Raw genomic sequence first — 25590 nt, forward strand, 5'->3', positions numbered from 1 at the left:
GCCACACCTTCCTCTGGCAAGCTTCGTGCCCAGATATTCGCTGTCATTCATAGTTATTGAGATACGCGCGCTCGCGAGCGACGCGGCCAGCGCACCTTGCGTGCCAAATCAAGAAGCAACTGGGCGCGCACCTGAGGGTCGGTTGGCATCGCGGTCGACCGTTTGGGTTTCGCACGCACGTCGCGGGCTCGGTTGTATCCGCACCATACCAAGGCACCCCGTGAAGGGTGACATGCCAAGCGCATGATGCGGCCCTCCTGGCTGCGCAAGAGCTCAGCGCGCTCCCAAGTTCGCCAGTAACTCCAATGCTCACCTGCATGGGCGAATCGCGGATCACGTGCGGTGACTTCGCTCAGATGCCGATACAGGGCGCAGAGCGGCCCGGGTTTTCCTGCAAAAGCATCATTCCAAATCCTCTCAAGATGACCGTGCAACTCCAGATCGCACCCCGAGACAGAGAGCGACTCGCGTCCGCAGAGACTGGCAGCACACCGCCCACAGCGCGCCAACACCAGCTCATCATTGCTATAAGGTGTGAACGGCTTCCTGCACTCGGGACAGCAGTCCTGCAGAAGTAGTGAGTGCTCTGGACAAAACCAATTCGTGGCGATACGCCAATCCCTGCGGAGATATCGATCCGGGGCGCCTAGACACCTGCAGCAATACATCTGACCGTAGCGCTTGCGCGCCCACTGAACAAGGCCGACATAAGTGATCCAAGGCTCGAAGCCTATGGCTTGTACCGGGACACCGCACTGTGCAAGAAAGCTGTTGACTGTCATGGCGCCCAACTGGGCGCGCCCGATGCACAGACCTTCTGCAAACTTCTCCAAGAACGTCGCATTGACACTGCGATCAATATCACGCGACCAGACGTCCCGTGTCAAATCCATGGATTTCACGAAAGATGCTGGGTTGTGCGCGGCAGCCCAAGCACGCCTGGCCAGCAGCGATCCCAACAACTCGTCCGGGTGAGGCGCTGGCAGCGAATTAGATTGCACCATCGGTGCGCCCTCCATTGAGAAGGCGCTTGACGAGCTCGTCTATCGCTTTGTCTAGCAGGACGTAGGTAATCCGACTCTCACCTTCGCGCAAGGCCATCTCTGCGGCTGCCCGCACGATCGCACGCACAGATCCAATGGTGCGAGCAGACTTCGTATAGATCAGCTGGACCAGCTTGCCTTGGCTTAAACCAGATGGCTTGGGCAACGGAATGTACATCTCAAAGCTTGCCAGCAAGCGCTGGAAATCCGCATTGGCCTGCCACCTGGGCAAGGCAAGCTTCTGAAACCGGGTCATGAACTGGGGATCAGTGGCAAGCGCTCGCGTTACCTCCTGGGTGCCGCTGCAGACTACAGAAATATTGCGCGTGTTGGAGAGCCGCTTGAGCGCCGCCATGAACAATCGCTGATTGCGCGCAGTTCCATTGAGCATCGCGTGCAGCTCATCAATCACCAGGGTAGTTGTCTGGTGGGAGATCAACTCCTGCGAGACGACCGCCTCCAATCGCTCCGGCGCGGCATCGGGCCTGTGCGGAATGTCCAAGGCGGTAAGGATCGCGCTGAACAGGCGGCCCTCATCGGGCGCCGGCGGACACTCTGCCCACAACACCTTGGTGATGGGGTTTCCAGTCGCATCCAGAACCACCGGATTGCGATTTATAAGCTCGCTGGTCAACGAGGTCTTTCCGTTGTCGCTGTCTGCAATCACTGCTCGGCACGGTGGTCGCTGGACACGAGGATAGGTCACCACATCCGCAAGATCTCGCAAGATGGCCTCAGCGGCCGGATACTCAATGAATCGATCTTTGCGCACAAAGTGGAGGCGATCCTCCAGGGAGGACTGCAGCACCGCCTGAGCGTCGGAATGAAGATGCGCAAAGTCCATTAGCTACGCGTACTAAAAGGAAGGACCGGCGCGTCGGAGAATCCAGAGAACATTTCCGAAGGGTCGGGCGCAGGGTTGACCCCACCCAGCATGCGATCCTCGATCTGCGAGCGATCGGGCAGCTTTGGATTGGTAGTCTTTTTACCCGCCTGGCTCGATTTGCCTGACCGGGCAGCCTTTCTGGCCGCAGTGGTGGTAGCAACCGAAGCGGCCTCACGTTTCTTGGAGCGCTGGCGATAGCCGGCCTTGGCTTCCGTGTCTTCCATCGCCTTGCCTGCTGCGTCATCGCGCGACCTCAGAGCAGAGAACTCCTCGCCAGTCAGCTGGTTCTCGTAGTCGGTATCAGGCTGAAGAGGGAACTGAGGAATCCTGTAGTACTGCCTTGTTTGCGGATCGAGAAACCAGATCGCATCACGGTGCCTCGGGTGCTCCTTGATAACGAACTTCTTTTTTTTGCCTATTTTTGGATCGACGTAGTTGATCCAGGGAATCAAAACTTCTGAGAAGTAGTCGGCCTTGTTGATACGGATCCCTGTGGGGCTTACGACCCGCGTATCCTGCGGCAGGAAATCGAAGATCAGTTTTTCCGGATCAGTGATTAGTTGGGGAAATCCGCAGGCTGGGGTTTTGCTCGTACCGAGGATTGCTTCTTCCCAAGCTTTGATCGGAGGCTTCCTCAACGCGCCATGCTTGCTCACGTGGTAGTGGTTGACGATCCAGTCGGCGATCTCGACTTCCAGTTCACGCAGTGTGTAGGCAGACTTCTTTTTGGAGTCATAGTCGCCTCGCTTTTGCGGATTCGAAAACGTCGTTCCAGGCTTCTTCTGAAGCATCATGTTGACGTTACCGATCATCCGTTCTATGTGACCCCCATAGCGAGGAGTTTTGACGCGGCGAAACTCAGTGTCAATGCGCTGCTCATGGCAAGCATGCTCCAGAACCGCGCCACGAAACTCTTTGGCGTTGTCACAGTGCACCTTGTGGATCTTGCCCTGAACTGGCCAGGAACCGCTCAGATCTAGCTCCGCAAGGTAATCCTTTTTGGACAACATGCCCATCGCAAGCGCCATGCCGGCTGACGTCGAGTTGGGCGTCGACATGCTCAAGTAGAAGCCCACGATCATGCGGGTATAGACGTCGATGACCAGCGTCAGCCAGGGTCGTCCCCAGGGTTCACGCGTATCCGAATAGACGACAGTCATGTCCAAATGGACATGGTCGATCTGCACGACACCGAGAACATTTCTGGTGGGGGGAAACTCGCCGGGCGTGGGCGTGAACTTGTCGGCCTCCTGCGAGAAACCTCTTGCTCTGTGAACCTCTTTCGCCGGTATCTTTTTGATCCGGTTCCGCACTGAATTTATATGCGGCAGCTTGATCTTTTCAGCCTTGCATCTCTCTTCAAGCTCTTGAAACACATCCACTACTTTGAGCTTCTGGTCCTGAAGATAGAACTCGTTGATGATGTCTCTAATAATCTCTTCTACCCGCTCAGGTAGGCGCGGACCCTTCGGGCCCCGTTGCCCTGGGATAAGCCCTACCAGAGAACCTGCATGTTCGTAGTCTTTGATGAGCCGATAGACCGAGGCGATGCTCAGATCCATCGTCGTGGCAACGCGCGCCACGTCATCGCGCGTTCGCGAGTCCTTGCCTATTAGCTCGTTAAGCTGCTCCAAGCGCTTTTTTGCCAAGTCCTGCTCTGCTTTGGAGTAGGCATCGAGCGCCGGCAGCGGCTCATCCTTTGCGGCTAACAACTCGAGAACAGTACTGGGATGCCTCAAGTGGTCCAGCAAGACACTTTCTGTAAGTCCACTCTGTGCGTTCTGAACGATCACCCGATCAAGGGACAGCACGGCACATACCCGATGCAACTCGTTTTTGTAGGCAACCGCGGCCCCGGGTCTCACATCGAATGCGGTGACGGTCTCAGTGTGTATCTGTGTCATCTATGAGTACCTCCTCGAACCAAATTTCTGACGCCATGTTGAGCGGAAAAGCTAGGTTGACACCTATGTATCCCATGGTGAGGAGACGCCACATCACACCCACAGCCATTGCGCGGTTCTCAAAGTCCTGGAATGCAGCTGCGAGCAGAACTCCTGGAGTCGTGACCTGCAGCTCCTCCAGCGTTTCCAGCAATCGAAGGCCCAAGCCGGCTTTGTCGTCGTAGGTGCGAAAGCCACGAAGAAAAGTGACGTTATCGAGGTAGGGGCCTCGAATCTGTCGCTCAGTCACGACCCGGAAGCTCCAACCTCGGGAGCGACACAACTGCCTCGCTGCCCTGAACCCAAACTCCAGTTCACTCCAGCGATCCCTCAACTCTTCACGGTACTTGATCTCATACAACCCCGGACGGCGCCTTCCGCGCCCGTCCTCAGAACGGAATTTCAGAAGAAAGTCAACTGTGTACCGGCGCAGCCGACCGTTACCAACTCGATACCGAATGCACAACGGCTGGCTGATGATCGTGTCGACCTCGCTATCAAAGTCTGCCAAGTAGGCGAAGTCGCGCTCAAGAGTGCTTTCATACGGCACGGTTTCGCCCGATGCTTGGGCTCGCCCCGTCACGGAGCGATAGCTCCTCGGAATCTTGCGCACACCCTTTTCTGATTCAGTCACATCAATTATTGTAATTTCGCGATCAGTCATAGAAAATTGTGTAGCCAGTCTCATCAGCCAATAGTGTATCAAGGCGTCAGCTTTAGGGAAACGCACAGAATAAGTCTCATAAATTATTGTAATCGACAGTGGCTCACCGCCGCGCCCGGGCGAGATCTCGCTGGCGCACCATGGCGTACTCTTTTTGGACGAGTTGCCAGAGTTTCCCCGCGCCGCCCTCGAAGCCCTGCGCGAGCCGTTGGAGACGGGCCATATCACTATCTCGCGGGCTGCGCAGCGGGCTCAATTCCCCGCACGCTTTCAGATGATTGCCGCCATGAATCCTTGCCCCTGCGGCTACCGGGGCGCCACGCAGCGTGCCTGCCGCTGCACGCCCGACCAGGTGGCGCGCTACCAGGCGCGGCTCAGCGGCCCATTGCTCGACCGCATCGACCTGCATGTCGAGGTGCCAGCCCTGCCTGCACAAGATTTGCTGAATGCACCCCCGGGTGAATGCAGCGCGGCCATCCGCGTGCGCGTGGTGCAGGCCCGCCAGCGGGCCACGGCGCGCCAGGGGTATGCCAACCAGGCCTTGCAGGGGCAGGCGATCGATGTCCATGCCCTGCTGGAGCCCGCAGCGCTGCAGTTTTTGCAGACGGCTTCCGCCCGGCTGGGGTGGTCGGCCCGCGCCACGCACCGCGCCCTCAAGGTGGCCCGCACCATCGCCGACCTGGCGGGCGCACAGCACACCCAGGTGGCGCATGTGGCCGAGGCCATGCAGTACCGCCGCACGCTACACGGCTAGCAAAAGCGCCCAATCGGTCACGTTCTGCCGCTGTGGTGCGCAGGTGCACGGGTGTCCAAAAAGGGTTCAGGACGTTACAGTGGCGCGGCAAGGCCGTCCCCCAGGTTCGCGCGGGGCGCCCATTTCAGGAAAGGCAAGACCATGCAGACATCGCGTTTCATCGTTTCCACCGCCGCACTGGCGCTGCTGGCAGGCGTATCGTTCACGGCGGCAGCGCAGCAGAAAATGCGCCCCGGCCTGTGGGAGCACAACGTCAGCTTCAAGACCCAGAGCGGCCAGATGGAAGCGGCCATGGCCGAGATGCAGAAATCCCTGGCCAGCATGCCGCCTGCACAGCGCAAGCAGATGGAACAGATGATGGCCCAGCAAGGCGTGGGGCTGGGGGCCACGGGCCAGAGCGTCAAGGTCTGCGTCACCAAGGAGCAGGCCGATCTCGACAACATTCCCCAGCAGGAGGGCTGTACACAGCAGGTGCAGCGCGTGGACGCCAACACCATGAAGGTGGCTTTCAGCTGCAAGGGCGGGCAGGATGAGCCGCCGTCCAGTGGTGAGGGCACGGTCACGTTCCAGGGCCCCAAGGCCTATTCCGGGCAATTCAAGTTCAAAACCGTCCAGCAGGGCAAGCCCGAGCAGATCGACATGGCGCAGAAGGGCCGCTGGATATCGGACAGCTGCGGCGCCATCAAACCCATGCCCACTGGGCGCTGAGATGACGGGCTTTGCCCACACGCCCGCGCCGCCCTACTACGCGGTCATCTTCACCAGCCTGCGTACCGAGGGGGACGATGGCTACGGCGCCATGGCGCAGCGCATGGTGGAGCTGGCAGCGCAGCAGCCGGGGTTTCTGGGGGTGGAATCGGTGCGCGATGGCCTGGGCATCACGGTGTCGTACTGGGCCGATCTCGCATCCATCGCCGCCTGGAAGGCAGATGCCGAGCATTTGGATGCCCAGCGCCAGGGGCGCGAGAAGTGGTACGCAGGCTTCAAGATCCGTATTGCCCGCGTGGAGCGCGACTACGGTCTGTGATCTTCAGTCGAGCGTGAATGCTGCCAACGCCGCTAGCGGCGCGGTTTCGGCGCGCAGCACCCGCGTGCCCAGGGTGACCGGAGCGAAACCGTGCTGCAGGGCCAGGTCTTCTTCCGTGGGGCTCAGGCCCCCTTCCGGGCCAGAGAGAAAAACCAGGGCGCTGCTGCCGGGCACCTTGGTGTGCAGCGGCTGCGTTTCGGCGCGCAGCGACAGCAACAGGCGCGCGCCCTGTGCGTCGGCGGGTGGGCTGCGCAGCCATCCCGCCAGATCCATGGCCGGGTGAATGGTCGGCACGCGGTTGCGCCCGCACTGCTCGCAGGCGGCCACGGCCACGGCCTGCCAGTGGGCGAGTTTCTTGTCGGCGCGCTCGCCCTTCAACTTGAGCACGCTGCGCTCGGCCAGCAGCGGGGTGATGCTGGCCACGCCCAGTTCGGTGGCTTTTTCAACCAGCCAGTCCATGCGCTCGTTGGCGGTGATGCCGGCCAGCAGGTGCACCGCGCGTCCGGCTTCGCGCTCGATGGCGTGGTGGGCGCCCACCTGCACGCGCACCTCGCTGCGGCCCATGTGGGTAATGGTGGCGTCGAACTCGCCGCCCGGCGCTCCGGGGTCTTGCAGGCCGCCGTGGAACAGCGTGATCGAATCACCCGGCTGCATGCGCAGCACCTGCACATGGCGCGCAGCGCCCGCAGGCAGGGCGAGTTCCAGCCCGGGGGCCAGGTCTGCGGGGCAGTGAAAGCGCGGCATATACTATGATTTTTGTAGCTGTTTGCGCTTGATGAATAAGCGCTAGAGGCTAATTTGTTATATATTTTTAAACGCGACCAAAGGCATAGCCCATAGCCGCTTCTGTGCCTTCGATCTGGTCGATGAGCTTGCACAGCGGGCCCAGCTCGCGGTAGCGGTCGGCGGTGCTGCGGATGTAATGCAAAAAGCGGGGCGCGTCCTGTAGGTACTTGGGTTTGCCGTCGCGCAGCGTCAGGCGCGCAAAGATGCCGGCCACCTTCAGGTGGCGCTGCAGGCCCATCCATTCGACACTGCGGTAGAACTCGCCAAAGTCGGCCCCCCAGCCGCTGGGGCTGCCCGCGCCCAGCAAACCCGCCTTGCGCGCCTTCTCCCAGTAACGCACGGTAATGTCGATGACAAAATTTTCGTCCCAGCTGATGAAGGCGTCGCGCAGCAGGCTGGCGATGTCGTAGGTGATGGGGCCGTACACCGCGTCCTGAAAATCCAGCACGCCGAGCGGCCCGCCAGGTGTGGTGGGCACCATCAGGTTGCGCATCATGAAGTCTCGGTGCACAAACACGCTGGGCGCCTCTAGGTTGTGCGCAACGATGCGGTTGAAGGCGTGGTCGAGCACGGCCTGCTGCGCTGCGTCCAGCGCCATGCCGCGGTGCTGGGCGATGTACCAGTCAGGAAACAAGGCCAGCTCACGCCGTAGCAGGGCTTCGTCGTAGGGCGGCAGCACGCCGGGGCGTGAGGCCAGCTGCCACTGCAGCAGCGTGTCGGTGGCTTGCTGGTACCAGGCGTAGGCGTCTTGCGGCGCTGCGGGGTCGAGTTTCTCGATCACGGTGTGCTGGCCCAGGTCGGACAGCAGCATGAAGCCGTTCGCCTCGTCCCAGGCCAGGATCTGCGGTACATGCAGGCCCGCTTGCTGCAGAAGGGCCTGCACCTGCACGAAGGGGCGGCAGTTTTCTTTGTCCGGCGGCGCGTCCATCACCACGCAGCTCTGGCCGGGCGTGCCCGTGTCGATGCGCAGGTAGCGCCGAAAACTGGCATCGGCCGAGGCGGGGCGCAGGGTGCCGGGCTGCAGCCCCTGCGCAGCGGCCAGGGGTGCCAGCCAGGCGTCGAAGGCGGCATGGCGCGCGGCATCAGGCCAGGCCACGGTGGCCGTTGTGCGAGGGGGGGAGGCTGCGAAAGCGGAGGGAGTAGGGTGGCTCATGGATAATCGGATTCTACAAACCCGGCCTGTCCGGCGCGGGTGGCGGGCGGGCGCATGGTGCGTGCCGTGCGCGGCCGATTCCATGGACTGATTTCTTGCACGATTTGCATCGCACCTCTTTCCTGCTGTCCGCCTCCTCAGGGCCGGTGCCAGTCCACCCGCGTACGGCGGTTGCCGCACTGGTGGCGGGCGCGCTGTGCGGTCTGCCCTTGGCGGCTTCGGCGCAGGCCAGCGCCTGGGATGCGCCCACCACGCTGCGGGCCAGCCCGATGCTGGGCGAGACCATTCCGGAAGCGGTGCGCTCGCAGTTGCCGGTGTTTGTGTCGGGCGATCGCATTACGGGCCAACCCGACATCCGCACCGAGATCGAAGGCAATGCCATGCTGCGCCGGGGTGACACCGTGGTCCGCGCACAGCGCATGGAATACACCGCCCCCGACGACACCGTCCGCGCCACCGGGCCGGTGCGCATCAACCGCGCAGGCAATGTGTACGAAGGGACAGCGCTGGAGTTGCGCGTGGATGCCTTCGAAGGTTTTTTCACCGACGCGCGTTACCAGTTCTTGCGCAACGGCGCCCACGGCGAGGCGGTGCGTGTGGATTTCATCGACCGCGACCGTGCCGATGTGCACAGCGCCACTTACACCACCTGCACGCGCGAGGAAGGGCAAAGCTGGCGGCCCGACTGGGTGCTGCGCGCTGACCGCATCCATATCGACCAGGCCGAAGAAGTGGGCACAGCCGACAACGCCGTGCTGGAATTCAAGGGCGTACCGCTGCTGCCCATTCCGCATATCAGTTTTCCGCTGTCGGACAAGCGCAAGTCCGGGCTGCTGCCGCCCACCCTGGGGCTGAACAGCGTCAACGGATTCGAATACGCCCAGCCCTACTATTGGAACATCGCGCCCAACCGCGACGCTACCCTGCAAGCGGCCATCATGGCCAAACGGGGCATCCAGCTGGGTGGCGAATTCCGTTACCTCGAGCCCTCTTACCAGGGCCAGGTGCGCGCCGACGTATTGCCAGGCGACCGTTTGCGCGATCAAAACCGCTGGAGCTATTCGCTGCAGCACACGGGCACCATCGATACGAGCGTGGGCGGTCTGGGGGTGAACCTCAACCTCAACCGCGCCAGCGACGACAACTACTGGCGCGACTTCCCGCGGGGCACCCAGCAGCTGACGCAGCGACTGCTGCCCGGCGACGCCCAGCTGTCCTGGGCCGGCGCGGAGACGACGCTGCGCTTGCGCACGCTGAAATGGCAGACGCTGCAGGATGTGTCCGCACCCATCGTGCCGCCCTACGATCGCCTGCCGCAACTGCAGTGGCGCTATGCCCCGTCGCGCCTGGGCGCCGGGTTGGATGCCAGTCTGGAGCTGGACAGCACGCGCTTTCATGCAGACCGTAGTCGGACGGGCCAGCCCAATGCGCAGCGCAGCTTTGCACTGGCGCAAATCAGCCGCCCTTTCCTGGCACCTGAAGGTTTTGTCACGCCGCGCCTGCAATGGCATGCCAGCCAGTACCAGTTTGACAGCCCACTGGCGAACGGCGCACGCTCAGCCAGCCGTGCGCTGCCCACCTTCAGCGTCGACAGTGGACTGGTGTTCGAGCGCGATGCAGGCTTCTTCGGGCGCGCTTTCGTGCAGACGCTGGAGCCGCGCGCCTTTTATACCTACACACCCTACCGCGACCAGCACCTGCTGCCGGTGTACGACACGGCGGCCAACGACTTCAACTTTGCCACCATCTATACCGAGAACGCCTTTGGCGGGAACGATCGCATTGCCGACAACAATCTGCTCACCCTGGGCGTGACCAGTCGCCTGCTCGACCCCGCCACCGGTGCCGAAACCGCGCGTTTCGGTGTGGCGCAGCGCTTTCGCTTCTCTGACCAACAGGTCAGCCTTCCTGGCACACCCGCCGTAAGCGAGCGGCTGTCTGACGTGCTGGTGGGCGCGGCCGTGAACTGGGTGCCGCAGTGGAGCGTGGATTCCACGGTGCAGTTCAACCGCAAGACCGGGCGCTCGATCCGCTCGACCATCGGTGCGCGCTACCAGCCGGGCGACTACCGCGTCGTCAGCGCGGCCTACCGCCTGCAGCGCGGCACCAGCGAGCAGGTCGATATCGGTTGGCAGTGGCCCTTGAACGACCTGTGGGGCGACAAGGGTGCCCCAGGTGGCAAGGCTGGTGGGCGCGGTGCGCCGGATGGGCGCGCGCGCTGGTACAGCGTGGGCCGATTGAACTACAGTCTGCAAGATCGCAAGCTGGTGGATGCCGTCGTCGGCATTGAATACGACAGTTGCTGCTGGATTGGCCGCGTGGTGCTTGAGCGCCTGCAAAATGGCCTGAACAATAGCAACACCCGTCTGTTGTTCCAGATCGAATTCGTGGGTTTCTCGCGTCTGAGTCTGGGCTCCAACCCGCTCAGCAGCCTCAAGCAAAACATTCCTGGCTACCGGTATCTGCGCGACCAGGTCAGCATCCCCAGCCGCTTCAGCAACTATGACTAACGCACAGCCCTACACCATGAAATCACGTGCCCTGGCTCTTGGCCTGGTGTGCCTGGCCTCTCTTGTTTCACTGGGTGCCGGAGCCCAAGGGGTGCGCACCCCCGGCGCAGCAGGCGTGGGTGTGGGGCGCAAGCCGCCGCCCTCCATGCCGGCGCCGCAAACCAAAACAGCGACTGCACCCTTGGAGCCCCGGCAGGCCGATTTCATCGTCGCCGTGGTCAACTCCGAGCCGGTGACCAACCACGAGGTACGCCTGCGCCTGGCGCGCCTGCAGCGGCAGGTGGCCGGCCAAGGCGGCGCGCAGCCGCCGCAGGAGTTGCTGGCACGTGAAGCCCTGGAGCAGATCATTCTCGAACGCGCGCAGCTCCAGCTGGCCCGTGAGTCCGGTATCGTGGTCGATGACCTGGCCGTCAATCAGGCCGAGCAAAGCGTGGCACGGCAGAACGAGGTGTCCTTGCCAGAAATGCACAAGCGTCTGGCGGCCGACGGTATCAGCCGTGAGCAATTTCGCCAGGAGTTGCGCCGCCAGTTGACGCAGCAGCGCTTGCGCGAGCGCGAGGTGGATGCCCGTGTGCGCGTGAGCGACCATGAAATCGACCAGTATCAGCGCGAGCAAGGTGCAGGTGCCGAACAGGCCCAGATGGATCTGAATCTGGGCCATATCCTTGTCGCGGTGCCCGAAGGTGCCAGTCCCGCCCAGGTGGCCGAGCGCCAGGCGCGCGCCCAGACCGCAGCCGACAAAGCCCGTGCAGGCGGAGATTTTTCCGCTCTGGCGAGCGAATTTTCTGACGCCGCCGATGCGCGCACCGGAGGGCTGATGGGCTTGCGCCCGGCCGACCGCTATCCAGAGCTTTTCGTGCAAGCCACACAGGCATTGCCTGTGGGCGGCGTGGCGGGGCCCGTGCGTTCGGGGGCCGGTTTCCATGTGCTCAAGGTGATCGACAAAACCCGCAGCGGCATGCCCGCTACGGTCATGCAAAGCCACGCCCGCCATATCCTGCTGCGCACCAGTGCCCAGCTGAGCGAGACGGCCGCCGCCGACCGGCTGGCCGACTACCGCCGCCGCGTTCAAGCGGGTCAGGCCGACTTTGCAGAGCTGGCCAAGGAGCATTCTCAGGACAGCAGCGCCAAGCAGGGCGGCGATCTCGGTTGGTCCAATCCCGGCAGCTACGTACCTGAATTCGAGGAAGTCATGAACGCGCTCAAGCCCGGCGAAATCAGCGCGCCCCTGGTGTCGCGTTTTGGCGTACACCTGATACAACTCATCGAGCGGCGCGAGACCAAGCTCAATCCGCGCGAGCAGCGCGAAGTGGTGCGCCAGATGGTTCGCCAGAAAAAAATCGAGGACGCCTATGCCGTCTGGGCGCAGGAACTGCGGGGGCGTGCCTATGTTGAATACCGCGATCCGCCGCAATGAGGGCCGTTTTTTCCGCATTTTCTGAACGGCATCGTTCCCCGCTGAACGCTGGAGCCGGACGATGAAGCACATTCCCCGCAAGCGCTTTGGCCAGCACTTTCTGGCCGATGGCGGAATCATTGACGCCATCGTGATGGCGATTGCACCGCAGCCCGGTCAGCCCATGGTCGAGATCGGGCCTGGTCTGGCGGCGCTGACCCAGCCCCTGGTCGAGCGCCTGGGGCGCTTGACGGTGATTGAGCTCGATCGGGATCTGGCGCTGCGCCTGCGCTTGCATGGGCAGCTCGATGTTATCGAGTCTGATGTATTAAAAGTGGATTTTTCGCAGGTGACACAAGCGCTACATGCTACAAAAATAAGAGTTGTCGGCAATCTGCCGTACAACATCTCCACGCCCATCCTGTTCCACTTGTTCAAGTATGTGGATGTAATCACCGACCAGCACTTCATGCTGCAAAAGGAAGTGATCGACCGCATGGTGGCTTCGCCCGCTACCAGCGACTACGGGCGCCTGTCGGTCCTGCTGCAGTGGCGCTACGCGATGGAGAACGTGCTGTTCGTGCCGCCGGAGAGCTTTGATCCACCGCCCCGTGTGGACAGCGCCGTGGTACGCATGGTGCCGCGCGAGGCTCCCGTGGCGCTCGATGCACGTTTGCTGGAGGAGTTGGTGCAGGTGGCCTTCAGCCAGCGGCGCAAACTGCTGCGCCACACCCTCGGGCGCTGGCTCGAAGCACGCGCCTTTGCCGGGACCTTCAATGTGCAGCGCCGCGCCGAGGAAGTGCCCGTGCACGAATTCGTGGCGCTGGCCGCTAGCCTGTAAAAAAAAGGCGCCCACCCGAGTAGAGGGAGCGCCGTTGCTCTGTCTTAGATCGTGAAAACGTTCTTAGACCACGGGGCGTAGCAAGGCGGCCATGCCCGGCGTCTGCCAGACACTTTGGTCCCGTTCCGCCACCAGAGCGGCCTGGATTTCGGGCCGGTTTTGGAGTAGCTTGGCTGCGCCCGCGCTGCCCATCACCATGATGGCCGTGCCCAGGCCATTGACGCTGGCTGCATCGCGCGCCAGCAGGCTTACGCCGTGCGGGCCATGGGTCGGTCGGCCCGTGGCGGGGTTCAAAATGTGGTGCTGGCGTTCGCCTTGCGCCATGAAAAAGCGCTCATAGTCGCCCGAAGACGCCACGATGGCCTGGCCTTGCAATTCCAGCATGCCCAGCATGCGTTCGGGCGCATGCGGGTCGCGCAGGCCCACGCGCCAGGCGCGTCCGTGGAGCTGGCCCGCGATGAGCACATCGCCGCCACCGTTGAGCAATGCATGTTCCACGCCATGGCGCTGGAGCATTTTCATGCCGGCTTCGAGGATGGGCAGTTTGGCCACGCCGCCGAGATCCAGCGCCATACCGGGCTGGCGCAGGAAAGCGGTACCCGTGCGTTCGTTTAGCACCAGATTGCGGTAACCCACCAGGCGGCGTTGTGCCTCGATCTCCTGGGGTGTGGGCAGGCTGGCCTGGCCTTCGCCAAAGTGCCAAGCCTTGAGCGACCCCACCGTAATGTCAAAGGCGCCCTGCGTTTGTACGGCCAGCTTTTGTCCCGCCTGCAGTACCGGCATCACCTCGGCTGGCACGCTGACGGCATGCACGCCGGCCGCACGGTTGATGCGGCTGACAATGCTGTCCGGGCTGTAGCGGGTCATCAGGGACGCCAGGCGCGCCATTTCCTGCCAGGCCTGCGCCACGGCAGTCTGCAGGGTGGGCTGGGGCGCGCCATGGGCAACGATATCCACCTGCGTGCCCATGAGGCTACGGGTGCTGCGCTCCACCGTGGCATCTGTTGTGGCCATGGCAGAAGGCAGCCAGGCAGCGCTGCCCAGCAAAGGCAGCGCCATGGCCATGCGCCGCCTGGTCAGCCCACGGGGCAGATGCATGCTGTGCATGGCCGTCTCCCGGATTAGCTGGACAAGCCAACCATGTAGTCAACAGCGGCCTTGACGTCGTCGTCCGCCATTTTGCTGTTGCCGCCACGGGCGGGCATCATGCCCTTGGCGCCGGTGAAGCCTTCCAGAGCGTGTTTGTACAGCGTGTCCTTGCCTTGGGCGATACGTGGGCCCCAGTCGTCCTTGTCGCCGGGCTTGGGAGCGCCGGCTACGCCTGCCGCATGGCACAAGGCGCAAGTTTTGTTGTAAGCGCTCTTGCCCAGGGCTGCGTCAGCCACAGGAGCGGGTGCTGCAGCAGGAGCTGCTTCGGGGGCAGCGGCGGCGGCCGGTGCCTCGACGGGCGCAGGTGCTGCTGCGGGTGCCACGACTGGGGCTGGCGCCGGAGCCGTTGTTTCAGCGGGCTTCTTGTCGCCGCAAGCGGTCAAAAAAAGCGCCAGGGCGGCGATGGCGAAAACGGGGGTGCGGTTTTGCATGGGGTGTCTCTGTATCGTAAATCGAAAAAATGCGTGGCCTACTTGCGTGCAAGCCGGCCCGCTGCGGACGGCATGGCGGCGCCACTGGGAGGGCAACACCAGAAGGCAGCCCGCACGGGTCTGGCATTTCTGCACAGAGCCACTACAGCACCGAAAGCACAGCCTGTAATGTAAGCCGTATACAGAGCACTTTCGGGGTTACCCCTACGAGCAATCTTGACAAATGTCAAGGACACGTCTGATTACCTGCCTATACTTGTCAACCATGAAAACCCTGAGATCCATGGCCCGACTGCGCTGGTGGTTATTGGCGTGGTTTGCCCTTTACCTGGGTGCCGCCATGGCTTCGCCGATTATCCAGCCAAAAGCGCTGGAACTCGTCTGCTCCAGTGCTGGAGTCGTCAAGATCGTTGCGCATTCCACCGATGGTAGCGAAGCGCTGGGCGCTGTCGGTATGGACTGTCCTCTGTGCTTGCTTGAAGGTGCGCCCCCTGCTGCGGCGCACGCCCGCTGGCCCACTTTCGCGCCGCAAGCCGATCACCCTTCTTTTCGTATCCGCGTTTTTGCTGTAGCCACCATGGCGGCGCCGCCGCCTGCGCGGGCTCCTCCCCGTTTTTCCTGAGCCCATCCTAAAGAGGTAATTCACCATGAGCCAAAAGAAAGAAGACCTGAACGTAGCAACCGCTGGCATTGGACGCCGCCGGTTCATCAACACCGCCGCACTGGCTGGGTTGACCGTTGGGGTCGCTGCCTGTAACGATAAGCCGGCTGCCAGCCCGGCGGCGCCAGCGGCGTCCAGCCCTGCTGCTGCGCCCGCGGCATCCCATGCCAGCGCCAGTACCCACCTCAAGCCTGGTGAACTCGACACTTACTATGGTCTGTGGAGCGGCGGTCATACCGGTGACATGCGCGTTCTGGGTATGCCTTCTGGTCGTGAAATTCACCGCATTCCCTGTTTTGTGCCCGACGCTCTGGTGGGCTGGGGCATTACAAACGAGTCCAAGGCCGTCATGGGCACCAAGGCGGATGGCAGTCTGAAATACACGGTGGCCGATACCCACCATACGCACGCTTCCTACAAGGACGGTAATTACGACGGCCGCTACGCCTGGATCAACGACAAGATCAACAGCCGCATCGCCCGTATCCGCCTGGACTACTTCGTCTGCGACAAGATCACCGATCTGCCCAACGTGCAGGGCTTTCACGGCATCTTCCCGGACAAGGCCGACCCGGTCGATCCCGCCATCAACTACACCACACGTGTGTTCTGCGGCGGCGAGTTTGGAATTCCCCTGCCCAACAACGGCACGGATTCCGGCAAACCTGAAAAATACCGCTCGCTGTTTACCTGCGTTGACGCAGAGAGCATGGAGGTGCGTTGGCAGGTGCTGCTCGACGGTAACTGCGACCTGGTGGCCTCGTCGTACGACGGCAAGCTTGCCGCCACCAACCAGTACAACACCGAGGGCGGCATCCACTACGAAGACATGATGTCGGCCGAACGCGATGCCTGTGCGTTCTTCAACATCGCCCGCATCGAGGAAGCCGTCAAGGCTGGCAAGTTCAAAACCTACGGAGCCTCCAAGGTGCCCGTGGTGGACGGTACGCACGAAGCCAACAAGGATCCCAAGACAGCCCTGGTTGCCTATGTGAGCGTGCCCAAGAACCCGCATGGCGTGAACGCCAGCCCTGATGGCAAGTATTTCATCTGCGCCGGCAAGCTCTCGCCCACCGGAACCGTGATCGATCTGTCCAAGGTGCTGGACTGGTTCGATGGCAAGAGCGAGAAACTGGACGACGCTATCGTCGCGGAAGTCGAACTGGGCCTGGGCCCTCTGCACACGGCCTTTGACGGTCGTGGCAACGCCTACACCACGCTGTTCCTGGACAGCCAGATGGTCAAGTGGAACATCGAGGCCGCCATCAAGTTCCATGCCGGTGACAAGAGCGCCAAGTATGTGGTGGACCGCCTTGACGTGCAGTACCAGCCGGGCCACGTCAATGCATCGCAGTCCGAAACCAAGGCGGCCGACGGCAAGTACCTCGCTGTGGGTTGCAAGTTCTCCAAGGACCGCTTCCTGCCCGTGGGGCCTCTGCACCCCGAGAATGAACAGCTCATCGACATTTCTGGCGAGAAGATGGTGCTGCTGGCGGACCACCCGGTGCGCGGCGAGCCGCATGACTTCATCATCTTCAAGCGCGATCTGGTCAAGCCCAAGCAGGTTTACTCGCACGACGATTTCCCCCTGGCCATCAAGGATCCCAAGGAATCGGGCGTGTTCCGCAATGGCAAGAAGGTTACCGTCAAGATCACGTCCCAGGCGCCTGCGTTCAGCCTGCGTGAATTTACGGTGAAGAAGGGTGATGAAGTCACCTTGATCCTGACCAACCTCGACAAGATCGAAGATTTGACGCACGGTTTTGCCATTCCGAACCACAACGTCAACTTCATCGTTAACCCGCTGGAGACGAAGTCGGTGACCTTCATTGCTGACAAGCCCGGCGTGTTCTGGTGTTATTGCACCCATTTCTGCCATGCTCTTCACCTTGAGATGCGTACGCGCATGATTGTTGAAGGCTGATAGGTCGTTCACCGGAGGCGCGCAGCACTAGGGGGTGCGGCGCCTTCACTATAGGAAAGCGTGATGTATTTGCTTGGCCAACGGTTCGCGATCCTTGGGGTCGCTTTTTTTCTGGCGTTGTCGTTGCTTGCTCCGCGCGCCCATGCGGGCGCTTATGAAGCCGAGTTGCCTGCGGAACTTGCTACCGCCAAGGACATGTGCGCGTTGCTGCCATGCAAGGACGTATTCCCCGGGGCCCAGCATTTTTCTGAACGCAAAGGCCAGCCGCCGTACGTGGAGGCCTACGACAACGATGGGGCCCAGAAGAAACTGCTGGGCTATGTGATGTTGTCCACGGACATCACCGACACGCCGGCTTATTCCGGTAAGCCGGTGGTTACGCTCATTGGCATGGACTTGCAAGGGCGCTTCGTCGGCGTCCAGGTGCTCAAGCACTCCGAGCCGATCTTGTTGCTGGGCATTCCTGAGTCGGCCCTCGTGAATTTCAACAACCAGTACCTGGGCAAGTCGGTAACCGACCAGATCGAGGTGGGCCCTTCCCGGCCGGAAGAAAACGTACTAGGCCTTGATGCCATCTCCGGCGCTACTGTCACAGTGATTGCGCAGAACCAGGTAATGATGCTGTCGGGCGCTGCGGTGGCGCGCCAAACGGGCATCATTGCGCCCACAGTGCGCGACCCTGCGCGCTTTGTCGCCACTGGCCAGCGCTACGACTGGGCGCAATTGGTGGCCATGGGTGCGGTGCAGCCCTTGCTTGTCAAGCCTGAGCAGGTCGGGTTGCCGCGCGGCCCGGAGCCGTTCATTGAATTGTGGTTTGGTGACCTCAACCATCCAGATATCGGCCGCAGCCTGCTGGGCGATGGGGGTTATGAAAGCCTGCGATCGCGCCTCAAGGAAGGCGAGAACGCTCTCTTCGTTATCCGCACCGGCGGGGGCGAATCCTTCAAGGGATCGGGTTTTGTGCGCGGCGGTATCTACGACCGCGTGCAGGTCAAGCAGGGGGCTGATGCGTTTACCTTCCGCGACCTCGATTCCTACAACCTCTATGGCCTCTCCGCCGAAGGCGCACCGCGCTACAACGAGTCGGCCATCTTTGTCATTCGATCCAGTGCGTTCTCGGCCGCCTATCCCTGGAAGTTTGCCTTTCTGGGCAACCGTGTGGACCGGGCCACCGGGCACCGCAGCTTTGCTGTCTTCGAATCCAAATACTGGTTGCCTGCCAACCTGCTCGAGGGTGGACGCCCCAAAGTTGTGGAACCGGATGCGCCCTGGGTGCGGATCTGGAAGTCCCAGGCCCTGCCTATCAGTCTGTTTGGTCTACTGCTGGTCGCCGTCACGGTGATCTACGCGCTGCGCGAGCGGCTCACGCGCCTGTCCACGCACAAGAACAAATGGCCTGTCAACGGTTTCAAGTACACGTTCTGGGCCATCAGCATCTTCTGGATCGGTTTTGGCTACATGGCACAGCCCTCCATCACGCAGGTGCTGACCTGGTTCCATGCGCTGCTGTTCCAGTGGACCTGGTCGCTGTTCCTGTCCGATCCGTTCATTTTCCTGTTCTGGATCTTCATCATCGTCACCGTGTTCCTGTTCGGGCGTGGCCTGTTCTGTGGCTGGATGTGCCCGTTCGGGTCGCTGCAGGAGGGTATCTACAAAATCGCACGCGCTGTCGGCCTCAAACGTTTTCAGACCCAACTGCCGCAAAAATGGCACGACCGCCTGAAATGGCTCAAGTACGCCATTTTCTTTTTCCTGCTCACCGTGTCCATGTTCTCCATGGGTCTGGCAGAAAAGCTGTCTGAAGTTGAGCCTTTCAAGACCACCTTCCTGGTTGGCGTAATGAACCGGGCTTGGCCCTATAGCTTGTTTGTGGCCGCGATTCTGGGCGTATCCATCTTCATCGAGCGCCCGTACTGTAAGTACATCTGCCCGTTGGGCGCGTCGCTGGCCATGCCCAGCACTTTCCGCTGGTTTGGTCTCAAGCGCAAGCAGGACTGCAACAGCTGCAAGGCCTGCGCCGTGGGTTGTGGCGCGCAGGCGATTGATGCCGATGGCCGTATCGACCACCGCGAGTGCCTGCACTGCCTCGATTGCATGATTTTGTACACCGACACCAAGGGCTGCCCGCCGCTCGCCAAAGAGCGCAAGCGCCGCGAAAAAGACGGCCTGGAGATCACGCCCATTGGCGCGAATGGCTATTTCATTCCTATCCATCCGGCGGCAAGTTTCACCGAGCAGATCAGCGCCAAGGCGGCCAATGGCCCCGACCCCCGCATGCCTACCGAACCTGTGGCGCCCTGGCACAAGGCAGGCGAATCGAGCCTGAAGTGGGTCATCATGGAAGTGCGTGACCATCTCTGGCCCTGGAGCGCCGAGGGCTGGCACAGCCAGCGCGCGCTGCAGATTGCAGGGTTCTCCCTGGCTGTGGCCGCCACGGTGGCGTGGGTCATGACGGCCATGGGCACGCTGTCGTCCGGTGCCATCATTGGCTGGTGGTTTGGCTGGAGCGTGTACGAAGTGCTGATCCGCCTGTCGGGCCGCCGCTACGTCAAGGATGGTCCATGGTGGCGCGGCAACTACCGTGCGGCAGGAGTGATGGACATGATGAGCTACGTGGGTTTCAAGAACCTGCTGATCGGCGCAGCGCTGTTCCTGGTGCTCAAGTCGATGGGCTGGCTGATCCCATGACGCATGGTTTAGTGCGCGCCTCCCTTGTTGCGCTGCTGGGTCTGAGCGCGGCATGCCTATCTTGGGCAGCCACCATCCGGGTGCAACCCGGCCAGGATCTGGCGGCTGCCGTCCAGTCGGCGGCGCCCGGCGACGTGGTCGAGGTGCAGCGCGGCATGTACCGCGCCAACCTGCTGATCGACAAGCCGCTCACGCTGCGCGGCATCCACCGCCCCACGCTCAGCGGCGGGCTGACCGGCGACACCATCCGCGTGACGGCGCCCGACGTGGTGATCGAGGGCCTGATCGTGCGCGACTCGGGCAGCAGCCTCAAGGAGCAGAACGCCGGCATCTACCTCTATCCCGGCGCGCACCGCGCCGTGGTGCAAAACTGCGACCTGACCTACAACCTGTTTGGCCTGTGGATCGAAAAGGCCAACGACGTGCGCATCGAGGGCAACCTCATTACTGGCAAGCGCGAGTTCGATTCGGCCCAGCGCGGCAACGGCATCCAGCTCTACAACACCCAGCGTGCGCAGATCCTGCACAACAACATCGGCTTCGTGCGCGATGCGCTGTATGTGGACGTGTCGCACCACGCCGTCTTCCGTGGCAACAAGCTGCACCACAGCCGGTACGGCACGCACTACATGACCTCGTACTACAACGTCTGGGAAGACAACGAGACCTACTACAACCGGGGCGGCCTGGCGCTGATGGAGGTGCGCGAGCAGACCGTACGCAACAACCGCGCCTGGGGCAACTCCGACCACGGCATCATGCTGCGCTCGGTGCAGGACGCGGTGGTCGAGGGCAACGTGGTGGCCGGCAACAACCGGGGGTTTTTCATCTACGACGTCGAATACGCCGTGTTGAAAAACAACCTGGTGGTGGACAACGTCGTCGGCGTGCACCTCTCGGCCGGTTCCACGCGCAACGTGGTCGAGGGCAACGACTTCATCGGCAACCGCGAACAGGTGCGCTATGTGGGCGCCCGCGATGAGCCCTGGGGCGTCGAAAGCGGCAACCACTGGAGCAACTACCTGGGCTGGGACCGCAACGGCGACGGCGTGGGCGACGTGCGCTACGAGGCCAACGACATGGTGGACCGGCTCAGCTGGCGCTACCCGAGCATGAAACTGTTGCTGGCCAGCCCCGCGGTGCAGGCGCTGCGCCTGGTGGGCCAGCAATTTCCGGTCTTGCGCGTGCCTTCGGTCGTTGACCCCAAGCCGCGCATGGTTCCGACACACAAGAATTGGAGTGAGTGGCGTGGCAAGCATTTCCCCGGTCAGTAACGGCATGGCGGTTTCGCTGCGTGGCGTGACCAAACATTACGGCGCCTTGCATGCGGTCGACGGCGTCGATCTGGACATCGCGCGTGGCGAGATTTTTGGCCTCATCGGCCACAACGGCGCGGGCAAAAGCACGCTGTTCAAAATGATGCTCGGCCTGGTGCCGGCCACCAGCGGCGAGATTTTGGTCGGTGGTGCTTCGGTGCGCGGGCGTGGTTTTCGCGCCGCGCGCCGCCACCTGGGTTACCTGCCCGAGAACGTGGTGCTGTACGACAACCTGAACGGCCTCGAAACCCTGCGTTTTTTTGCCAAGCTCAAGGGCGCGCCCCTGGCGCAGTGCCAGCCGGCCCTGGAGCGCGTGGGCCTGGCCCATGCCGGCAAGCGCCCGGTGCGCGAATACTCCAAGGGCATGCGCCAGCGCCTCGGGTTTGCGCAGGCGCTGTTGGGCGCGCCCCAGGTGCTGTTTCTGGACGAGCCCACCAGCGGCCTCGATCCGCAGGCCATCCGCGACTTTTATGCCACGCTGCGCGGCCTGCAGGCCGAGGGCGTGACCATCATCATCACCTCGCACATCCTGGCCGAGCTGCAAGAGCGCGTCGGGCGCCTGGCGATTTTGTCGGCCGGCAAGGTGCAGGCCGTGGGCAGCGTGCAGGCGCTGCGCGAGCAAACCGACATGCCGCTGGTGTTTGAGCTACAAATCGAAGCGGGTGACACGCCCGCCGTGGCGCAGGCGCTGGTGCACGCCACGGCGGCCATCCCCGAGTCGACCGCCCTGGGCTTGCGCCTGGCCTGCCCGCGCGAACGCAAGATGGCCGTGCTGGCCGCGCTGGCGCCCTTTGGCACACGCGTGCTCGACATCAAGATGCACGAGCCCTCGCTGGAAGACGTGTTCTTCGGCTTTTCGGACTGAAAGGACAGGCCATGGAACTGACACAAATTTTCACCGTTGCCGCCAAGGAATTTCGCGACCGTATCCGCAACCGCTGGGTGCTGGCCGTGGCGCTGGTGTTCGCCGTGTTCTCGCTCGTCATTGCCTACTTTGGCGGTGCGCAGCAGGGCGCGGTGGGCTTTCGCTCGATCGAGTTCACTATTGCCAGCCTGGTCAGCCTGGTGATCTACCTGATCCCGCTGATCGCGCTGCTGCTCGGCTTTGACGCCATCGTCGGCGAACGCGAGCGCGGCTCGCTCGACCTGCTGCTGTCGCTGCCCATCACGCGGCTCGAATTGCTGCTGGGCAAATACCTGGGCCTGGCGGCGGCGCTCACCTTGTCCACGCTGGTCGGTTTTGGCCTGGTGGCGGTGTTGCTGTACCAGCACGTCAGCTGGGCCGGGCTGTACCACTACATCGGCTTCATGATCAGCTCGGTGCTGCTGGGGCTGGCCTTCTTGAGCCTGGCCGTGCTGGTGTCGGTGATTGCACGCGACCGCACCCGCGCCTCGGGCCTGGCCATCGCCATGTGGTTCTTCTTCGTGCTGGTGTTTGACCTGTTGCTGCTGGGCGTGCTGGTGGGCACTGGCGGCCGCTTTGGCGGCGATGCCTTTGCCTGGCTGCTGCTGCTCAACCCGGCCGACGTGTTCCGTATCCTGAACGTCTTTTCGCTCGATGACGTGCGCACGCTCTATGGCCTGGCCAGCATCGTGCCGCCGTCGCTGGGCAGTCCTACCGTGATGGGCGGCGTCATGCTGGCCTGGATTGTGTTGCCGCTTGCGCTGGCACGTTGGAGATTCAAATGAAAAACACACCCTGTTCTTGCCGCCGCCATCTGCTCGGCGGGCTGGCGGCCATCACTGCCTTGGGCGCACTGGGCGGCCTGGCCGGCTGCGGCGAGCGAGGCGGCAGTGCCCAGACCCTGGCGCCGGTCGAGATCGACCGCTCCACCAGCTGCGAGCTCGACGGCATGCTGCTCTCCGACTACCCCGGCCCCAAGGCGCAAGTGCACTACGCCGGCCAGGCGGCCCCCAGCTTTTTCTGCGACACGGTCGAGCTGTTCAACACGCTGCTGGCCGGCGAGCAGGTGCGCGCCATCAAGGCGGTGTACGTGCAGGACATGGGCCAGGCGCAGTGGGAACAGCCGGTGGGCCACTGGATCGACGCCAAGACCGCCCTCTACGTGCTGGGCAGCAAGCGCCACGGCTCCATGGGGCCGACCATTGCCAGCTTTGCGCAAGAGGCAGACGCGGTGAAGTTCGCCGCCGAATATGGCGGCAAGGTGCTGCGCTTTGCCGATATCAAGGCCGACATGGTCGACCTGAGCGGCGGTGCCCTGCACGACACGCGGATGTAATCACACCATGCACCAGCCCTGGCAGCCCCCCATGCCTGCGCAGGCCCACCGCCTGTGGCTGGGCGCGGGCCTTGCATTGGTTTTGCTGGCCCTGGTGCTCTGGAGTCTGCCCGTGGTCCGTACAGCCCTGGGGCCTGGGGCGGCCCCCGAGATCGAAGCCGACGTCTGCGTTGTCGCACCCCCCTCGCCCTACAACCCCGCCTCGGGCCTGCCTTTGCAGGCGGCCCGTCCGGTTCCTGCCGATGTGCGTTGCCCGGTGTGCGGCATGTACCCGTCGCGCTCGCCCGATTGGGCGGCGCAGGTCATTTTTGCCAACGGCGATGCGCAATTTTTCGACTCGCCCTTGAGCCTGTTCATGTACCTGGGCGACGTCGCCCGCTACAGCCCCGGGCGCAGCGCGGGCGAGATCGTGGCGCACTACGTCACCGACGTCTCCAGCCGCAGCTGGGTCGATGCGCGCAGCGCCTTCTATGTCACTGGCTCCACCGCCAAAGGTCCCATGCGCGCAGGCAACCTGCCCGCCTTTGCATCACAAGAGAAAGCGCGCGAGTTTGCCGCGCAGCGCGGCGGCAAGGTGCTGGCCTATGCCGATGTCGACGCCGGGCTGGTGGCGCAGCTGGGTGGGCAGGGCGTGCATGCGCATTGATTTGCTATTAATAATGTAGCTTCCAGCGCTTTGTATGTAAAAGATCCAGGTGTTTTTGAATTTTAATCAACCGTTGGATAAGCGCAAATAGCTATATTTTCAATAGCAATAAACATTAAAGGGCGCTTCGGCCGAAAACGTGGAATGCGTGTTCCTTGGCGACGGCTAACGTCCGCAGCAACGGCTTGTTGGGCCGTTCGTGGTTCGTCACTATGCCCGTTCCCTTCGCATCAAGATTGGGCCACGAACGAAGAATTCGCCAGCTCTTACAGGTGTTTGGAAAAGCCATAAAGGGAAGGACACAAAAGGCGCTTGAATAAGTGCCTTTTGCATTGAAACTGCATACGTCTTATGCAGCTAGTCGTCGCCTGTTCGACCTATTTCTTCGCGTCAACTTCAACCGCGGCCAACTCAGGGGGAACTTGAGGTGTTCTGTCTTTTTCTGGCGTGGGAGTGATGTTCTTCGTCTGCAGCGTGCCGCACTTCTTTTGAATGGAGGCCTGCTGTAACGCATCATGTTCACCCTTGATCCGGGCGTACTCAGCTTCCTGGTTCTTTGTTCCGCCCAGCGCAAACAGCGCTGGCCAGAACAGCACCGCTCCTACTACACCGATGGCCTTGTCGTTGGAGGCAGCCTCATCTAAGCGACCGCCAAGCTGACTCACACGATTCACCAAGCGGGCGTTTTCCGCTTCGATTTGCTGGCAGTCGTAGGACTGATACTGGATAGGCGATATGTAGGTTGGCGCAATGTCTTTTGCTGCAGTAGAGCAACCTCCAAGAATGATCGCAGTTGATGTGAGCAGCGAAGTTGTAAGTTTCATGTCGTTGTGTGTAATTGGTTGCTATGAGTAACAAATAATTTACATGAAAAGGGCGATTTTGGTGGCGTGTTGCCTCGTTTGAAGCAGAAAAGAGACAGGCACACTTGATGCAGGTCAGTCTGAATTTAAGTGAGGTGATTAGAGCTACCGTCCGCGCTGTGTCGCTGGCCACAGTGCCGCCATGCACCAGACCAGTGTCTGCAGGGCCCAGGGTGGTTTGCTGTGTGTTGACGGGGGCTGTCAGGTGCTGTGCCTGATGGTTTCCTGGCTGAAAGGGTGAGCGCAGTTCATGGCGTATGCGGTGCTGTAGTGGTGCTCCGTGGAACGGTCAGCCCGAACCAGTTCACCTTGCGTGTCAGCACCATCACCAGGGGCAGCACGGCAAATAGGCCAGCGCGCCCACCATCAGCGCTGTCTGCTCCAGTTGCAACTACACATACAGCAGGCCCCGGCGCACGCATGCCTGCGTGTGGCTGGCGTAGTAGCCTAGCAGCAGCACGCAGGCCGTGGTCACCAGCGAAGAGCTCGTGCCGCACCACTGGCAGCCTACCACCGACATCTGAGCGTCAGCCATGAACGCTACCTGCGGTCAATATTGGGTTTATCCCGCGCATACAGATGTTCTACAAACCAAAGCGTTGCCATTGAAGCGCCGGGAGCATCTCCCCGGAAGAGCACGAACAACGCTATTCCCAATGGCTCCAAAGT

The 25590-nt window shown here is 62.1% G+C and carries 22 protein-coding genes and 1 pseudogene; 14 read left to right on the forward strand and 9 right to left on the reverse strand.

All coding sequences use genetic code 11. The features are described 5' to 3' along the window. Window positions 1-990: 990 nt before the first annotated feature. From C8D04_RS16055 to C8D04_RS16065, 3 genes are read right to left on the reverse strand one after another with little or no spacing between them, the layout of a single operon-like run. On the reverse strand, window positions 991-1887 hold the full coding sequence (locus tag C8D04_RS16055; RefSeq protein WP_233521208.1) for a TniB family NTP-binding protein: 897 nt from the start codon (window positions 1885-1887) through the stop codon (window positions 991-993). Beyond that, window positions 1887-3833, reverse strand: a complete 1947-nt coding sequence (locus C8D04_RS16060; protein WP_116005734.1) for a Mu transposase C-terminal domain-containing protein — start codon at window positions 3831-3833, stop codon at window positions 1887-1889. Before C8D04_RS16060 ends, C8D04_RS16055 begins: the two co-directional genes overlap by 1 nt. Beyond that, window positions 3814-4536, reverse strand: coding sequence for a TnsA endonuclease N-terminal domain-containing protein (locus C8D04_RS16065; RefSeq protein WP_116005735.1), 723 nt, complete (start codon window positions 4534-4536; stop codon window positions 3814-3816). The genes C8D04_RS16060 and C8D04_RS16065 overlap by 20 nt, the downstream gene beginning before the upstream one ends. A gap of 100 nt (window positions 4537-4636) precedes the next feature. Between C8D04_RS16065 and C8D04_RS16070 the strand changes: the two are divergent. The 3 genes and pseudogenes from C8D04_RS16070 to C8D04_RS16080 all read left to right on the forward strand — a co-directional run. Further along, window positions 4637-5290 (forward strand): annotated as a pseudogene (locus C8D04_RS16070) (ATP-binding protein); the annotation flags it as partial. Between the two features lie 141 nt (window positions 5291-5431). Continuing rightward, entirely contained in the window at window positions 5432-5998 is a 567-nt protein-coding gene (locus C8D04_RS16075) for a DUF3617 domain-containing protein (protein WP_116005736.1), read from the forward strand. A 1-nt stretch (window position 5999) separates the two neighbouring features. Then, window positions 6000-6317, forward strand: coding sequence for an antibiotic biosynthesis monooxygenase (locus C8D04_RS16080; protein ID WP_116005737.1), 318 nt, complete (start codon window positions 6000-6002; stop codon window positions 6315-6317). Between the two features lie 3 nt (window positions 6318-6320). On the opposite strand, the gene C8D04_RS16085 is transcribed toward C8D04_RS16080, so the two are convergent. Next, the gene (locus C8D04_RS16085) at window positions 6321-7061 is read right to left on the reverse strand and encodes a 16S rRNA (uracil(1498)-N(3))-methyltransferase (RefSeq protein ID WP_116005738.1); all 741 of its coding nucleotides are present in this window, start codon (window positions 7059-7061) and stop codon (window positions 6321-6323) included. A gap of 67 nt (window positions 7062-7128) precedes the next feature. Next, on the reverse strand, window positions 7129-8256 hold the full coding sequence (locus C8D04_RS16090; protein WP_116005739.1) for a phosphotransferase: 1128 nt from the start codon (window positions 8254-8256) through the stop codon (window positions 7129-7131). 146 nt (window positions 8257-8402) lie between these two features. On the opposite strand from C8D04_RS16090, the gene C8D04_RS16095 reads away from it, so the two are divergent. The 3 genes from C8D04_RS16095 to rsmA all read left to right on the forward strand — a co-directional run bounded on the left by C8D04_RS16095 (window position 8403) and on the right by rsmA (window position 13003). Beyond that, complete coding sequence (locus C8D04_RS16095) at window positions 8403-10766, forward strand: LPS-assembly protein LptD (RefSeq protein ID WP_347708431.1); 2364 nt, start codon at window positions 8403-8405, stop codon at window positions 10764-10766. A gap of 16 nt (window positions 10767-10782) precedes the next feature. Beyond that, the gene (locus tag C8D04_RS16100; protein WP_116005740.1) at window positions 10783-12183 is read left to right on the forward strand and encodes a peptidylprolyl isomerase; all 1401 of its coding nucleotides are present in this window, start codon (window positions 10783-10785) and stop codon (window positions 12181-12183) included. Between the two features lie 61 nt (window positions 12184-12244). Next, complete coding sequence (gene rsmA / locus C8D04_RS16105) at window positions 12245-13003, forward strand: 16S rRNA (adenine(1518)-N(6)/adenine(1519)-N(6))-dimethyltransferase RsmA (protein WP_116005741.1); 759 nt, start codon at window positions 12245-12247, stop codon at window positions 13001-13003. A gap of 63 nt (window positions 13004-13066) precedes the next feature. On the opposite strand, the gene C8D04_RS16110 is transcribed toward rsmA, so the two are convergent. Further along, window positions 13067-14110: an FAD:protein FMN transferase gene (locus C8D04_RS16110; RefSeq protein WP_233521209.1), complete on the reverse strand. Its 1044-nt coding sequence runs from the start codon at window positions 14108-14110 to the stop codon at window positions 13067-13069. A 14-nt stretch (window positions 14111-14124) separates the two neighbouring features. Next, a complete protein-coding gene (locus tag C8D04_RS16115) occupies window positions 14125-14583 on the reverse strand; it encodes a c-type cytochrome (RefSeq protein WP_116005742.1) in 459 nt (152 codons plus the stop codon). A gap of 340 nt (window positions 14584-14923) precedes the next feature. On the opposite strand from C8D04_RS16115, the gene C8D04_RS16120 reads away from it, so the two are divergent. From C8D04_RS16120 to C8D04_RS16155, 8 genes are all read left to right on the forward strand, one after another. Continuing rightward, on the forward strand, window positions 14924-15205 hold the full coding sequence (locus tag C8D04_RS16120; RefSeq protein WP_347708427.1) for a hypothetical protein: 282 nt from the start codon (window positions 14924-14926) through the stop codon (window positions 15203-15205). Window positions 15206-15230: 25 nt separating this feature from the next. Continuing rightward, the gene (gene nosZ / locus C8D04_RS16125) at window positions 15231-17168 is read left to right on the forward strand and encodes a TAT-dependent nitrous-oxide reductase (protein ID WP_116005744.1); all 1938 of its coding nucleotides are present in this window, start codon (window positions 15231-15233) and stop codon (window positions 17166-17168) included. Between the two features lie 63 nt (window positions 17169-17231). Beyond that, window positions 17232-19856 (forward strand): NosR/NirI family protein, encoded by a 2625-nt coding sequence (locus tag C8D04_RS16130; RefSeq protein WP_116005745.1) that lies wholly within the window; start codon window positions 17232-17234, stop codon window positions 19854-19856. Further along, window positions 19853-21130 carry a nitrous oxide reductase family maturation protein NosD gene (locus tag C8D04_RS16135; RefSeq protein ID WP_116005746.1) on the forward strand — a complete coding sequence of 426 codons (1278 nt, stop codon included), beginning with the start codon at window positions 19853-19855 and terminating at the stop codon, window positions 21128-21130. Before C8D04_RS16130 ends, C8D04_RS16135 begins: the two co-directional genes overlap by 4 nt. A gap of 4 nt (window positions 21131-21134) precedes the next feature. Further along, a complete protein-coding gene (locus C8D04_RS16140; protein WP_199563066.1) occupies window positions 21135-22037 on the forward strand; it encodes an ABC transporter ATP-binding protein in 903 nt (300 codons plus the stop codon). An 11-nt stretch (window positions 22038-22048) separates the two neighbouring features. Beyond that, window positions 22049-22861 carry an ABC transporter permease subunit gene (locus C8D04_RS16145; protein WP_116005747.1) on the forward strand — a complete coding sequence of 271 codons (813 nt, stop codon included), beginning with the start codon at window positions 22049-22051 and terminating at the stop codon, window positions 22859-22861. Then, a complete protein-coding gene (locus C8D04_RS16150) occupies window positions 22858-23412 on the forward strand; it encodes a nitrous oxide reductase accessory protein NosL (RefSeq protein ID WP_116005748.1) in 555 nt (184 codons plus the stop codon). Before C8D04_RS16145 ends, C8D04_RS16150 begins: the two co-directional genes overlap by 4 nt. Window positions 23413-23419: 7 nt before the next feature. Beyond that, window positions 23420-24058 carry a nitrous oxide reductase accessory protein NosL gene (locus C8D04_RS16155; protein ID WP_233521210.1) on the forward strand — a complete coding sequence of 213 codons (639 nt, stop codon included), beginning with the start codon at window positions 23420-23422 and terminating at the stop codon, window positions 24056-24058. A gap of 377 nt (window positions 24059-24435) precedes the next feature. On the opposite strand, the gene C8D04_RS16160 is transcribed toward C8D04_RS16155, so the two are convergent. Together C8D04_RS16160 and C8D04_RS18825 are read right to left on the reverse strand one after the other, a co-directional pair. Then, on the reverse strand, window positions 24436-24882 hold the full coding sequence (locus C8D04_RS16160) for a hypothetical protein (RefSeq protein WP_199563022.1): 447 nt from the start codon (window positions 24880-24882) through the stop codon (window positions 24436-24438). A gap of 430 nt (window positions 24883-25312) precedes the next feature. Beyond that, entirely contained in the window at window positions 25313-25456 is a 144-nt protein-coding gene (locus C8D04_RS18825; RefSeq protein WP_199563071.1) for a hypothetical protein, read from the reverse strand. Window positions 25457-25590: the final 134 nt, after the last annotated feature.

Source organism: Simplicispira sp. 125 (genome assembly GCF_003096555.1).
Classification (GTDB): domain Bacteria; phylum Pseudomonadota; class Gammaproteobacteria; order Burkholderiales; family Burkholderiaceae_C; genus Simplicispira.